Here is a 12,769-nt window from a genome sequence, read left to right as displayed (position 1 = left end):
CCAGGAACGATAACACGTTCTAGTTTTGACGGATGGCCATCAACATCGCGGACCTCTTCGAGCACGCTGTGGATGCCTATCCCGACCGGCCGGCGGTCGCCTGCGGGGACCGGGTGGTGACCTTCGCCGAGCTGGAGCGCGGCGCCAACCAACTTGCCCACCACCTGGCCGGCCGCGGCCACGGCAAGGGCGCGCACATCGGCCTCTACGCGCACAACTCCATCGAGGCGATCCAGACGATGATCGCCGCCTACAAGCTGCGCGCCGTGCCGATCAACGTCAACTACCGCTACGTCGAGGACGAACTGCGCTACCTGTTCGACAACGCCGACCTGGTCGCGCTGGTGCACGACGAACGGTTCACCGAGCGGGTGGCCGCCGTGCTGCCGGACGCGCCGGCCGTCACCACCGTGCTGACCGTGGAGGGGCTGACCGCCACGATCGCCGGCGAGTCGGCGGAGCGGGACTTCGGCGAGCGCAGCCCGGACGACCTCTACGTGCTCTACACCGGCGGCACGACCGGCAGCCCCAAGGGCGTGATGTGGCGGCACGAGGACGTCTGGCGGGTGCTCGGCGGCGGCATCGACTTCGTCACCGGCCAACCGCTTGCCGACGAATGGGTCCAGTCCCGGCAGGGTGGCGGCCTGACCAGGCTCGCCTGTGCGCCGCTGATCCACGGCGCGGCGCAGTGGGCCGCGCTGCCCGCGATGTTCACCGGTGACATGGTGGTGCTGATGCCGAGGTTCGACCCGGCCGAGGTGTGGCGCACCATCCAGCGGCACGCGGTCCGGGTGGTCACGATCACCGGCGACGCCATGGCCCGCCCGCTGATCGAGGCCTACCGCGCCGGCGACTACGACGCCTCGTCGCTGGTGGCGATCTCCAGCCACGCCGCGCTGTTCTCCCCGTCGGTCAAGCAGGAGTACCTCGACGCGCTGCCCAACGTGGTGATCACCGACGCGATCGGCTCCTCCGAGTCGGGGTTCAACGGCCTCGGCATGGTGGCCAGGGACCGGGCCCCCGGCGGTCCCCGGGTCACCCCGGGCCCGGACACCATCGTGATCGACGAGGCGAACCAACGGGTACGACCCGGCGAGGTCGGCCGGATCGCCCGCGGCGGGCACGTCCCACTGGGCTACTACAAGGATCCGGACCGCAGCGCGTCGATCTTCGTGACCGTGGACGGCCGGCGCTACGTGGTGCCCGGTGACTTCGGCCGGCTCGAGGAGGACGGCACGCTGACCCTGCTCGGCCGCGGAAACATGTGCGTCAACACCGGCGGCGAGAAGGTGTTCCCCGAGGAGGTCGAGGGTGCGCTGAAGTCCCACCCGGACGTGTTCGACGCGCTCGTCGTCGGGGTGCCGGACGAACTGCTCGGTCAGCGGGTGGCGGCGATCGTGCAGCCGCGGCCCGGTCACACCCTGGACTTCGCCGAGCTGGATGCCCACGTGCGCAAGCACATCGCCGGCTACAAGGTGCCGCGTTCGCTGTGGACGGTCGAGCAGGTCAGCCGCGCGCCCAGCGGCAAACCGGACTACCGCTGGGCCCGGGCGCACACCGAGGAACACGAACCGGACTGGCGGTCCGCGACCACCGCGGCCCGGACCGGCTGACCGATGCGCACCGCGCTCTGCGACACGCTGGGGATCGACCACCCGATCCTCGGCTTCACGCCGTCCGAGCACGTGGCCGCCGCGATCAGCCGGGCGGGCGGGCTCGGGGTGCTCGGCTGCGTGCGGTTCAACGACGCCACCGAGTTGGACGCGGTGCTGGACTGGATGGACCGCAACACCGACGGGCGGCCGTACGGGGTGGACATCGTGATGCCGGCCAGCGTGCCGGCCGAGGGCACCCCGGTCGACCTCGAGCGGCTGATCCCCGAGAAACACAAGGAGTTCGTGGATCACACCCTGCTCCGGCTCGGCGTGCCGCCGCTGGACGGCGACGCGGCGCAGCGGGCCGGGGTGCTCGGCTGGCTGCACTCGGTGGCCCGGTCCCATGTGGACGTCGCACTGGCACATCCGATCCGGCTGATCGCCAACGCCCTCGGTCCGCCGCCGGCCGACGTGATCGACCGGGCGCACCGCGCCGGGGTGGCGGTGGCGGCGCTGGCCGGCCGGGCCGAGCATGCCGCCCGGCACGTCGAAGGCGGCGTCGACATCGTTGTGGCACAAGGGTACGAGGCCGGTGGGCACACCGGCGAGATCGCCACCATGGTGCTCGTCCCGGAGGTCGTGGACGCCGTGGGGGAGCGGGTGCCGGTGCTCGCCGCCGGTGGCATCGGCAGTGGCCGGCAGGTGGCGGCGGCCCTCGCGCTCGGCGCGGTCGGCGTCTGGCTCGGCTCGTACTGGCTCACCACCACCGAGTACCAACGCACCATGGGCCAATCGGCGCTGCAACCGGCCCTGCTGCGGGCAAGATCCAGTGACACGGTCCGATCGCGGATCTACTCGGGCAAGCCGGCCCGGCTGCTGCGGTCCCGGTGGACCGACGCCTGGGCCGAGCCGGGCGCCCCGGAACCGCTGCCGATGCCGCTGCAGAACCTGCTGGTCGGCGTCGCCCACCAGCGGCTCGCCCAATCGGGTGACCCCGATCTGGTCGCGATGCCGGTGGGGCAAATCGTCGGCCGAATGAACGAGGTCCTGCCGGTGGCCGAGGCGATGGACCGGCTGGTGCGGGAGACCGGGGACGTTCTGTCCCGCATGGACACGCTGCGGAAACGACCTCCGGCCTGACGGTCGGCATCCCTGCCCGGGGTGAATTCGGGCGCTCGCGATAACGAGCCCTGATAGCGTGTGTCGTGAGTTTGTCCACTGTTGAGACAACAACTTGGACTCTACAAACGCGAGGGGGATCTGTGCCTCCGTTCGGGTGGTCCTTGTGTTCAGGCCGTAGCTGAACCGGGAAAGGTACAAATCGTGGACGTCAGCGCGGTCCCCCCGGCGTTGCGGTCGGGCAGCCCAGCACTCTTCAAGCGCACCATCGCCCTGTCCCTGCAGCGCTGGCGCAAGGATGCCGGTCTGGCCCAGCGGGACGCGGCGAAACGGCTGGACCGCACGCCGCAACACATCAGCAACCTGGAAAGCGGTGAGCGCCTTCCGAGCGCCGCCGACTTGGAGTTACTGCTGGACATGTACGGCAAACCGGACCGGATCATCTTCATGCGCGAGCTGCTTTCCGCGGCCAAACGGGCGCGGAACTGGTGGACGGCGATGTCCGGCGCGGTACCCAAGTGGTTCGACCTGTACCTGGGCTTGGAGTCCGGCGCCTGTGAGCTGTGCACCTTCGAGACCGTGCTGGTGCCCGGCCTGCTCCAGACCCGCGACTACGCCGAGGCCGTGATCAGGGGAAACGGTGATCTCACCCCCGAACAGGTGGCCCAGTGCGTCGAGCTGCGGATGGGCCGCCAGCAGATCCTGGAACGGGCCGAGGACCCGGTGTCGTTATGGGCGGTGATCGACGAGTCGGTGCTGTACCGGCAGTACGGCGGTGAGATCGCCATGCACAAGCAGCTCACCGCGCTGCTGGAGGCGTCCGAGCGGCCGCGGATCGACGTGCAGGTCCTGCCCTACGGCGCCGGCGCCACGGTCGCCCAACAGGGGGGCAGCTTTATGGTGATGCTGTTCCCGCCGGAGATGGAGAACGACCCGGGTCTGGTCTACTTGGAACTGCTCACCGGCGGACAGTACTTCGAGAATCCGGCGGAGATCGCCGAATACCGGCGGGCGCTGACGCGCCTGCACGCACTCGCGGCCGACCAGAGCCGGTCGCGGGAACTGATCCAGCGAGCGCTGAAGGAGGTGACACGATGACCCGAACAGCTGCCATCTGGCGGGATGCGGCGTTCCGAAGGTCCAGTTTCAGCGGGTCGAGCGGCGGCAACTGCGTTGAGATCGCGTGCGCCGGCTCACTGCTTGGCGTACGCGACTCGAAGAACATCGGTTCCATGCTCGCCGTGAACGTCATGCAGGGACGTGCGTTCCTGACGGCGATCAAACGCGAGCGGCGGATCGGCACGCCGTAGCGGCTGCTGCCCGCGACGGGTGCCCCGGACCATGTCCACGTTGTGGCCCGGGGCATTCGCGGTTGCGTCTACTGTGGACTTCCTCAGCCGCCGCTCTTGCGGCGGAACGTCCGGCGGCTCGACGCCGGCCCGTGTGCCTCGTGGATCTTCGACGAGCCGTCCGCGTGGCTCGCGCCCTCCTTGGCCTTGGCCTGCTTGCGCTCGAGCGCCGCGCGGAACTGGGCGCGCACGTCCTCCGCGCCGTTGTCCTCTGCGGTGTTGTCTGGCTCCGACGTGCCAGGCATTTGTGCCTCCCGGTGCTGCGGTCAATCCGATCTCAGCCTGACACGCGCCGGGTTCCCCCGTCGAGTTGAATTGCCGCGATGTCAGCCGTGAGTGGCCGGAATCTCCCCTCCGGCCCGTCCCGCCACCAGACCGGGTCCGCGCACTGCCAGCCCTGACCGGACAGGGTTCGGCTGAGCACCTTGTGGGTGGAGGTGCGGGGCAGCCGGGGGGCGACGCGGACGAACCGGGGCAGCTGCTCGGGCGCCAGATCCGCTTGCGCGGCAAGGAACGCGGCGAACCCGTCCGGGTCGAACCGGCGGTCCCGGACCAGCACGACCGCGGCCATCACGGTCTCGCCGGCACCGGTGCGGGGGTCCGGCACCGGGTACACCGCGGCCTGGCAGATGTCCGGGTGGCGCAGCAGGATCCGCTCGATCGGCGCGCTGCCCAGCCGATGGCCGGACCGGCCGTAGAAGTAGCAGAACTGCTGCTCATCGCGGTAGGCGAGGTCGCCGCTCCAGAACATGCCGTTGCGGATGCGCCGGCCGTCGGCGGCCGAGTCCCGGTAGTAACCGGCGAACCAGCGCGGGCCGGTGGTGTTCACCAGCTCGCCGACCGCCTCCTCGGCGTTGAGCAGCCGGCCGTTGCCGTCGAACCGGGCCGGCGGGCACGGCCGCTCGGTCGCCGGGTCCAGGATGGCGACGCCGTCGTCGAGCCGGCCGATCGCCCCGGCCGGCGTGCCGGGCGGCCGGGGCAGGGCGATGCCGCCCTCGGCCGAGCCGTAGGCGTCGACCACCTCGCAGCCGAACCGTTCGGCGAACGCGGCCATGTCCCGCTCGGTGCCGTCGGTGCCGAACACCAGCCGCAGCGGGTTGTCGGCGTCGTCCGGCCGCGGCGGGGTGCCCAGCACGGAGGACAGCGGCCTGCCCACGTAGTTGGTGTAGGTGGCGCCGGTGGCGCGGACGTCGTCGAGGAAGCCGGCGGCGGAGAACCGGCGGCGCAGGGCGATGGTCGCGCCCACGGCGAGCCCGACCGACCAGCCGGCCATCACGCCGCTGGAGTGGAACATCGGCATGGACAGATAGACGGTGTCCGCCGGCCCGAGGTCGAACCGCTCGGCAAGGGCCTGGCCCGGGTAGGCGATCTTCCCGTGCGTGCAGCGCACCGCCTTGGGATCGCCGCGGGTGCCGGACGTGAAGATCAGCATCAGCAGGTCGTTCTGCGTGGCCGGGACCGCCTCGAGCGGTCGCTGCCGGTGCGAGAACAGGGACATCTGCCACGCGGCGGTGTCGATGTCGAGCACCCGGCCCTGCGCGGCACCGAGGTCGAGGTCCTCGAGCAGCTCCACGTACCGGCTCTCGGTCACCACCACCTGGCAGTCGGCCAGCCGGACGTCCCTGGCCAGCGCCGCGCCGCGGCGGGTGGTGTTCAGCCCGACCAGCACCGCGCCGGCCAGCGCCGCGCCGCCGAGCAGGAAGGAGAACTCCGGGACGTTGTCCAGCAGCACGCCGATGTGGAACGGGCCGGGCCGGCGCAGCGACCGGAGTAACGCAGCGCGATCGGCGGACTCCCGGACATGCTCGGCCCAGGACCAGCGCGCGTCCTCGAAGACCAGGCCAGGGTGGGTGTCCTGGCCTCGGGCCAGCAGCAGCTCGGTCACCGTCGGTACCGGCCGGCCGGGCTGCTGCCCCATGCAAAGCCTCCTGACTACGCGGGTTCCGCCGCGAGAACGGAACCGATCCGCCGCAGCTGGGCCGTTGCCCCACCCAAGCTGAACTCGTTTCGCTTCGCCGCAACAAAATACCGGTGTAGGGGGTACTCCTTGTCAATACCTACCCCCCCGTGGACATGAACAGCGGTATGTGCCACGCGGTGACCGGCATCCGCGGCCCAGAACTTGGCGGTGGCGGTCTCCAGTGCCGCGGGCAACCCGTCGGCCACCCGCCACGCGGCCTGCCACAACGTCAGCCGGATCGCCTCGACGTCGGTGTAGCCGTCGGCCAGCCGCTGGGCCACCGCCTGGAACGTCCCAATAGGACGGTCGAACTGCACGCGCTGGCGGGCATACTCCGCGGTCAGCTCCAGGGCCCGCTCGGCGACGCCGAGCTGGACGGCGCACAGCCCGATGGTCGCCAGGGCGGCCAACCGGTCGGCGATCCGCGGCCCGGCACCGGGTTCGCCGAGCAGCCGGTCGTCGTCCAGGCCCACCTCGTCCAGCTCGAGCACGGCCGCACCGGTCCCGTCCACGAGTTCCTGGCCACGCACCGTCACACCGGGATCGCTTGGGGTGACCAGGAAGACGGCGGGGCCGGCCTGGCCGGTGTCGGCCGGGACCAGGAACACGTCGGCGAACGGACCGGCCGGGACCGTGGTCTTCGCGCCGGACAGCCACCACCGCCCGTCGGATCGGGCCGCCCCGGTGGGTTCCGCGCCGGTATCCTCGGCCAGGGCCGCGGTCAGCACCAGCTCACCGGCGGCGGCCGGGCGCACCCAACGGTCCCGCTGCCGGGCCGTGCCGAACGCGGCGATCGTCGACGCGGCCACCGTGATGGATTCCAGGTAGGGCACCGGGGCCACCGCGCGCCCCAGTTCGGCCAGCACGGCGCACTGTTCCAGCAGCCCGTACCCGGCGCCGCCGGCCTCGACCGGCAGCGCCGCGGACAGCACGCCGGCCTCGGCCAGCAGGCCCCAGAGCGCCCGGTCGAACCGGTCCGGGCCGGTCTCGATCTCGCGCCTGCGCTGCTCGGTCAGCGCTCCGGTGAGGATGTCCCGGGTCAGCCCGGCCAGGTCGTGCTGCGCCTCGGTGAGCGAAAAGTCCATGATGTCCCCGTTTCAGCGCTTTGCGGGCGGGAGTCCGAGACCGACGGCGGCGACGATGTCGCGCTGCACCTCGTTGGTGCCGCCGCCGAAGGTGAGGATCAGGGCGGAGCGGTGCATGCGCTCGATCCGGCCGCGCAGCACCGCTCCCGGCGAACCGGTGCGGACCGGCCCGGCCGGGCCGAGCACCTCCATCAGCAACCGGTAGGCCTCGGTGGCGAACTCGGTGCCGAACACCTTGGTGGCCGACGCCTGCGCGGGGTTGAGGTCCTGCCCGACGCCCCAGGCGATCCGGGCGTTCATCAGCCGGAGGAAGTCGGCCTTGGCGTGCACCCGGGCCAGGTGCAGCTGCACCCACTCCTGGTCGATCACGCGATCACCCGACGGCAGCTTGGTCGCCTGCGCCCATTCCCGGACCTCGCGCAGGGCGAGCTGGATGGGCGCGGCCGAGGTGAGCGCGACCCGCTCGTGGTTGAGCTGGTTGGTGATCAGCGGCCAGCCGCCGTTCTCGGCGCCGACCAGTGCGGTGGCGGGCACCCGCACGTCGGAGTAGTAGGTGGCGCTGGTGGTGGAGCCGGCCACGGTGTGCACCGGGGTCCAGGAGAAGCCCGGCGTGTCCGTCGGCACGATCAGGATGGACAGGCCCTTGTGCTTGGCCGCGGCCGGATCCGTGCGGCAGGCCAGCCACACGTAGTCGGCGTACTGGATCAGGCTGGTCCACATCTTCTGGCCGTTGATCACGTAGTCGTCGCCGTCGCGCACCGCGCGGGTGCGCAGCGAGGCCAGGTCGGTGCCCGCCTCCGGTTCCGAGTAGCCGATCGAGAAGTGCAGCTCGCCCGCGGCGATCCTGGGCAGGTAGAAGGACTTCTGTGCCTCGGTGCCGTACTTCATGATCGTCGGGCCGACCGTGTTGATGGTCAGGAAGGGCACCGGGGCGCCGGCGATCGCCGCCTCGTCGGTGAAGATCATTTGGTCCAGCATGGATCCGCCGCGGCCGCCGTGCTCGCGCGGCCAGCCGAGGGTGAGCCAGCCGTCGGCGCCCAGCTGCCGCACGGTCTCCTTGTAACCCGGGCCGTACTCGCCGGGGGACTCGGTCAGCGCCGCGCGCCGCTCGGGCGTGATCAGCGCGGCGAAGTACGCGCGCAGCTCGGCCCGCAGCCGCTCCTGCTCCTCGGTGTACGCGATGCGCATCCGGCCCCTCCCGACTGTTATATAACGTGTTCTAGAAGACGATAGCCGAGAACGAGCCCGATGCTTGCTCAGAATAAGAACACGTTCTAATCTGGGCTGGTGAAAGCGGCCGTGCTCAACCAGATCGGCGACACCAAGCTCGAGCTCCGCGAGGACGTGCGCACCACCGAGGTGGGTCCGCGCGAGATCCGCATCCGGGTGCGCGCCACCGGCGTGTGCCACAGCGACCTGTCCGCCATGGACGGCACGCTGCCCGCGCTGGCGCCCGGCATCATCGGGCACGAGGGGGCCGGCGTGGTGGCCGAGGTGGGTGCGGCGGTCGAGCACCTCGCACCCGGCGACCATGTGATCGTCACGTTCGTCCCGCCGTGCGGCGCCTGCCCGAACTGCCTTCGCGGGCAACCACATCTGTGCGCCGTGCACGCGATCGCCGCGTTCACCTCGCCGCGGTTCCGGGTCGGAGACACGCCGGTGTTCGGCTACGCCGGGCTGGGCACGTTCGCCGAGGAACTGGTGGTCCCGGCCGAGGGCGCGGTCAAGATTCCCGACGACGTCCCGTTCGAGATCGCCGCGCTGGTCGCCTGCGGGGTGACCACCGGAGTCGGCGCGGTGCTCAACACGGCCCGGGTCGAACCGGGCGCGTCCGTGCTGGTGATCGGCTGCGGCGGGGTGGGAATCTCGGTGATCCAGGGTGCCCGGCTGGCCGGGGCCGCCCGGATCGTCGCGGTGGATCCGGTGCCGGACAAGCACGAGTTGGCCCGGCGGTTCGGTGCGACGCACGTGACCGCCCCGGAGGGCCTGGCCGCGCTGTCCGCCGAGCTGACCGGGAGCATGGGGTTCGACCATTCCTTCGACGTGGTCGGTATTCCGGCCACGATCCGCTCGGCGTGGGACAACGCCCGGCGCGGCGGCACGGTGGTCGTGGTCGGCGCCGGCCGGGCCGACGCCATGGTCGAGTTCAGTGCGCAGGAACTGTTCCTGCACGACAAGCGCCTGCTCGGCTCGTTCTACGGCGGGGCCAACGTGCGGCACGACTACCCGCGGCTGCTCGAGCTGTGGCGGGCCGGGCGGCTCGACCTGGACGGCATGATCAGCCGGCGGCTCGGGCTGGACGAGATCAACGAGGCGCTCGAGGCGCTGCGTGACCCGGGCACGCTGATCCGCCAGATCGTACTGTTATGAGCGAACTTGCGAGCGAATCGTTGGACACGACCCGCCGCCGAGCCTGCGAGGCGGCGGGGATCTGATGGAGCTTGACGGCAAGGTCGCCGTGGTCACCGGGGCCGGTGCCGGACTCGGCCGGGCCGAGGCGCTCGCGCTGGCCGCCGCAGGGGCGCACGTCGTGGTCAACGACCTCACCGGCGGCGGGGACACCGTCGACGAGATCGAAGCCATGGGCGGCAAGGCGATCCTGGTCGAGGGCGACATCGGCGAGCGGGCCACGGCGGACGCGCTGACCGTGGCGGCCGTCGAGCGGTTCGGCGGGCTGCACGTGGTGGTGAACAACGCCGGGGTGCTGCGCGACCGGATGCTGTTCAACATGACCGACGACGAGTGGGACCTGGTCATCCGGGTGCACCTGCGCGGCCACTTCCTGTTGTCCCGCAACGCCGCCGCGCACTGGCGGACCGAGTCGAAGCTGCGCGGCGGGCCGGTGTACGGCCGGGTGGTCAACACCTCGTCGGAGGCGTTCCTGCTCGGTCCGGCCGGGCAGCCGAACTACGCCGCGGCCAAGGCCGGGATCGTCGCGCTGACCCTGTCCACCGCGCGCTCGACGGCCCGGTTCGGGGTGCGGGCCAACGCGATCTGCCCGCGGGCGCGCACCGCGATGACCGCGACCACGTTCGGCGAAGCGCCGGCCGGTCCCGACCCGCTCTCGCCCGGACACGTCGCACCGCTCGTGGTGCACCTGGCCTCGCCCGCCGCGGACGCGGTCAACGGCCGGGTTTTCGTGGTGTACGGCGGGATGCTCGCGCTGCTGTCCGCGCCCGCGGTCGAGCGGGAGTTCGACGACGTCGCCGCCGTCGGCGCCTACTTCGCCTCCAGGGAGGAACCGTGACGCTCACCCTGCTGCCGCACCGGGACAAGGTCGGCCTGACCGACGGCGAGCTGCTGGTGGCCGGCGCCTGGCGGCCGGCCCGGGACGGCGCCACCTGGACCCACCGGCATCCGGCCACCGGCGAGGAGATCGGCACGATCGCCGTCGCCGGACCGTCCGATGTGGACGACGCGGTGCGGGCCGCCCGGCGGGCGTTCGACGACGGGCCGTGGCCGCGAACCCGGGCCGGACAACGGATCGGCCTGTTGCACCGGTACGCCGACCTGCTCCGCGAACACGCTGAGGAGCTGCGCGCCCTGCAGGCACTGGACAACGGCATCCCGCTGTCGTTCGGTGGGATCTACGCGCCCTCGGTCGGCGCCGCGGCCGACGTGTTCGACCACCACGCCGGCTGGGTGGACAAGGTCGGCGGCGAGACCCTCCCGCCGTACCAGGGCGGCGATCACCTGGCGATGACCTTCCGCGAGCCGATCGGTGTCGTGGCCGCGATCCTGCCGTGGAACGCGCCGTTCCTGCTGTTCGCCCAGAAGGTCGCGCCTGCGCTGGCCACCGGCTGCACCGTCGTGCTCAAGCCGTCCGAGTACGCCACGTTCACCGTGCTGCGCATGGTGCGGCTGCTGGCCGAGGCCGGGCTGCCGGACGGGGTGGTCAACGTGGTCACCGGGCCGGGCGACCCGACCGGCGAGGCGCTGATCACCCACCCGCTGGTTGACAAGATCAGCTTCACCGGCAGCCGGGCGGTCGGCCGGCGGATCGTCGCCGCCTCGGCCGCGACGCTCAAGCGGGTTTCCCTCGAGTTGGGCGGAAAGAGTCCGACGCTGGTGTTCCCGGACGCGCCGGACATCGGGCTGGCCGCGATGACCACGATGGGCACGGTGACCATGGGTCTGTCCGGGCAGGCCTGCGTGGCGCACACCCGGGCGCTGGTGCACCGCGACGTGCACGACCAGTTCGTCGCCGTGGCCCAGATGATGGCCGGCGCGGTGACCTACGGCGATCCGTTCGACGCCGGCGTGCTGGCCAGCCCGCTGATCAACACCCGCCAGCTGGACCGGGTGCTCGGCCTGGTCGACCGGGCCCAGGAGCAGGGCGCCACGCTGGTCACCGGTGGCACCCGGCCGGACGGCGACCTGGCCGCCGGGAACTTCGTGCGCCCCACCGTGTTCACCGGAGTGCGCAACGACATGGAGATCGCCCGCGAGGAGGTGTTCGGTCCGGTGCTCGCGGTCATCCCGTTCGAGTCGGAGGACGAGGCGGTCGCGCTGGCCAACGACACCGAGTACGGGCTCGGCGCGGGCCTGTACACCACCGACGTCCGCCGGGCCTTCCGGCTGGCCCGCCGGCTGCGCGCGGGAACCGTTGGCATCAACGGCTTCCAGATCGAACCGCATCTGCCGTTCGGCGGCTTCAAGCAGTCCGGTCTCGGCCGGGAGGGCGGCCGCAGCGCGGTCGAGGCCTACACCGAGCTGAAGACCGTGCTGATGCCGCTGACCGACGAGCTGATGTGATGGGGCGGCTCGCCGGCAAGACCGCGCTGATCACCGGGGCGGCCAGAGGGCAGGGTGCGGCCACCGCCCGGCGGTTCGTCGCCGAGGGTGCCCGGGTGGTGCTCACCGACGTGCTCGACGACGAGGGCAAGCCGCTGGCCGACGAACTCGGCGCCGCGGCCAGGTACGAGCACCTGGACGTGTCCGAGGAGGACGAGTGGGCGGCCGTGCTGGACGCGGTCGGTCCGGTCACGGTGCTGGTGAACAACGCCGGGATCCTGCACCTCTCGGCGCTGGTGGACACCACGCTGGCCGACTACGAGCGGGTGGTGCGGATCAACCAGATCGGCACGTTCCTCGGCATGCGCGCGGTGGTGCCCGGCATGATCGCGGCCGGCGGCGGCTCGATCGTCAACACCTCCTCGATCGAGGGCCTGGCCGCCGCGCCGCTGCTGGTCGCCTACACGGCCAGCAAGTTCGCCATCCGCGGAATGACCAAGGCCGCGGCGATGGAGTTGGGCCCCAACGGGATCCGGGTGAACTCGGTCCATCCGGGAATGATCGAGACCCGGATGCTGCCCACCGCGCTCGGCGGCATCGAGGTCGACCTGAGCCGGATCGGGCGCCGGCTGCCGCTGCGCCGGGTCGGGCAGGCCGGCGAGATCGCCGACCTGATCGTGTTCCTGGCCAGCGACGAGAGCTCGTACTGCACCGGCGCCGAGTTCGTCGCCGACGGCGGCGCGACCTCGGGGCACGCCCTGTCAGTAACTTGACCGGCCGCCGCTCGTTACCGCAGTAGGGCATCGGAGCTTTGCGAGGCGACATGAGCGCAGGTCGGACGGACCCGAACGTCGCCGTTCGCGGGCTGGCCCAGGTGGGCCGGCTGACCTCGTTGGCCTGGGAAGTCAGCCGGCTCACCGTCCGCCG

General features: G+C 71.6%; 12 protein-coding genes. 8 read left to right on the top strand and 4 right to left on the bottom strand.

The genetic code is table 11. The features are described 5' to 3' along the window. The first annotated feature begins 32 nt into the window (after positions 1 to 32). The 4 genes from VFV67_RS36185 (at position 33) to VFV67_RS36170 (ending at position 4,024) form a co-directional block, all read left to right on the top strand. Positions 33 to 1,613 (top strand): acyl-CoA synthetase, encoded by a 1,581-nt coding sequence (locus VFV67_RS36185; RefSeq protein WP_326475238.1) that lies wholly within the window; start codon positions 33 to 35, stop codon positions 1,611 to 1,613. A 3-nt stretch (positions 1,614 to 1,616) separates the two neighbouring features. Next, positions 1,617 to 2,735: an NAD(P)H-dependent flavin oxidoreductase gene (locus VFV67_RS36180; RefSeq protein ID WP_326475237.1), complete on the top strand. Its 1,119-nt coding sequence runs from the start codon at positions 1,617 to 1,619 to the stop codon at positions 2,733 to 2,735. A gap of 183 nt (positions 2,736 to 2,918) precedes the next feature. After that, a complete protein-coding gene (locus tag VFV67_RS36175) occupies positions 2,919 to 3,812 on the top strand; it encodes a helix-turn-helix transcriptional regulator (RefSeq protein ID WP_326475236.1) in 894 nt (297 codons plus the stop codon). Further along, positions 3,809 to 4,024 carry a DUF397 domain-containing protein gene (locus VFV67_RS36170; RefSeq protein WP_326475235.1) on the top strand — a complete coding sequence of 72 codons (216 nt, stop codon included), beginning with the start codon at positions 3,809 to 3,811 and terminating at the stop codon, positions 4,022 to 4,024. The genes VFV67_RS36175 and VFV67_RS36170 overlap by 4 nt, the downstream gene beginning before the upstream one ends. An 83-nt stretch (positions 4,025 to 4,107) precedes the next feature. Here VFV67_RS36170 and VFV67_RS36165 read toward each other — a convergent pair whose 3' ends face one another. The 4 genes from VFV67_RS36165 to VFV67_RS36150 are packed head-to-tail and all read right to left on the bottom strand — an operon-like array spanning position 4,108 to position 8,296. Continuing rightward, positions 4,108 to 4,308, bottom strand: coding sequence for a DUF5302 domain-containing protein (locus VFV67_RS36165; protein ID WP_326475234.1), 201 nt, complete (start codon positions 4,306 to 4,308; stop codon positions 4,108 to 4,110). Positions 4,309 to 4,340: 32 nt separating this feature from the next. Further along, positions 4,341 to 5,981 (bottom strand): long-chain-fatty-acid--CoA ligase, encoded by a 1,641-nt coding sequence (locus VFV67_RS36160; RefSeq protein WP_326475233.1) that lies wholly within the window; start codon positions 5,979 to 5,981, stop codon positions 4,341 to 4,343. Positions 5,982 to 5,995: 14 nt separating this feature from the next. Next, positions 5,996 to 7,108, bottom strand: a complete 1,113-nt coding sequence (locus tag VFV67_RS36155) for an acyl-CoA dehydrogenase family protein (RefSeq protein WP_326475232.1) — start codon at positions 7,106 to 7,108, stop codon at positions 5,996 to 5,998. A gap of 12 nt (positions 7,109 to 7,120) precedes the next feature. Then, a complete protein-coding gene (locus tag VFV67_RS36150; RefSeq protein ID WP_326475231.1) occupies positions 7,121 to 8,296 on the bottom strand; it encodes an acyl-CoA dehydrogenase family protein in 1,176 nt (391 codons plus the stop codon). Between the two features lie 99 nt (positions 8,297 to 8,395). On the opposite strand from VFV67_RS36150, the gene VFV67_RS36145 reads away from it, so the two are divergent. The 4 genes from VFV67_RS36145 (at position 8,396) to VFV67_RS36130 (ending at position 12,615) form a co-directional block, all read left to right on the top strand. Beyond that, the gene (locus VFV67_RS36145) at positions 8,396 to 9,478 is read left to right on the top strand and encodes a Zn-dependent alcohol dehydrogenase (protein ID WP_326475230.1); all 1,083 of its coding nucleotides are present in this window, start codon (positions 8,396 to 8,398) and stop codon (positions 9,476 to 9,478) included. 64 nt (positions 9,479 to 9,542) lie between these two features. After that, positions 9,543 to 10,355 (top strand): SDR family NAD(P)-dependent oxidoreductase, encoded by an 813-nt coding sequence (locus tag VFV67_RS36140; RefSeq protein WP_326475229.1) that lies wholly within the window; start codon positions 9,543 to 9,545, stop codon positions 10,353 to 10,355. Next, positions 10,352 to 11,863 carry an aldehyde dehydrogenase family protein gene (locus tag VFV67_RS36135; protein WP_326475228.1) on the top strand — a complete coding sequence of 504 codons (1,512 nt, stop codon included), beginning with the start codon at positions 10,352 to 10,354 and terminating at the stop codon, positions 11,861 to 11,863. The genes VFV67_RS36140 and VFV67_RS36135 overlap by 4 nt, the downstream gene beginning before the upstream one ends. Then, a complete protein-coding gene (locus VFV67_RS36130; RefSeq protein ID WP_326475227.1) occupies positions 11,863 to 12,615 on the top strand; it encodes a glucose 1-dehydrogenase in 753 nt (250 codons plus the stop codon). The genes VFV67_RS36135 and VFV67_RS36130 overlap by 1 nt, the downstream gene beginning before the upstream one ends. The last annotated feature ends 154 nt before the right edge of the window (positions 12,616 to 12,769 follow it).

The organism is Actinophytocola sp. (assembly GCF_035762905.1).
Classification (GTDB): domain Bacteria; phylum Actinomycetota; class Actinomycetes; order Mycobacteriales; family Pseudonocardiaceae; genus DASYTH01.
Note: the sequence above shows the minus strand (reverse complement) of the source record. Positions and strands in the feature narration are given on the sequence as shown.

Excerpts from the sequence above, each read along its gene's own strand:
- VFV67_RS36140 (WP_326475229.1), top strand. The coding sequence starts at position 9,543 with ATGGAGCTTGACGGCAAGGTCGCCGTGGTCACCGGGGCCGGTGCCGGA.
- VFV67_RS36165 (WP_326475234.1), bottom strand. The coding sequence starts at position 4,308 with ATGCCTGGCACGTCGGAGCCAGACAACACCGCAGAGGACAACGGCGCG.
- VFV67_RS36170 (WP_326475235.1), top strand. The coding sequence starts at position 3,809 with ATGACCCGAACAGCTGCCATCTGGCGGGATGCGGCGTTCCGAAGGTCC.
- VFV67_RS36155 (WP_326475232.1), bottom strand. The coding sequence starts at position 7,108 with ATGGACTTTTCGCTCACCGAGGCGCAGCACGACCTGGCCGGGCTGACC.
- VFV67_RS36160 (WP_326475233.1), bottom strand. The coding sequence starts at position 5,981 with ATGGGGCAGCAGCCCGGCCGGCCGGTACCGACGGTGACCGAGCTGCTG.
- VFV67_RS36130 (WP_326475227.1), top strand. The coding sequence starts at position 11,863 with ATGGGGCGGCTCGCCGGCAAGACCGCGCTGATCACCGGGGCGGCCAGA.
- VFV67_RS36150 (WP_326475231.1), bottom strand. The coding sequence starts at position 8,296 with ATGCGCATCGCGTACACCGAGGAGCAGGAGCGGCTGCGGGCCGAGCTG.
- VFV67_RS36180 (WP_326475237.1), top strand. The coding sequence starts at position 1,617 with ATGCGCACCGCGCTCTGCGACACGCTGGGGATCGACCACCCGATCCTC.
- VFV67_RS36185 (WP_326475238.1), top strand. The coding sequence starts at position 33 with ATGGCCATCAACATCGCGGACCTCTTCGAGCACGCTGTGGATGCCTAT.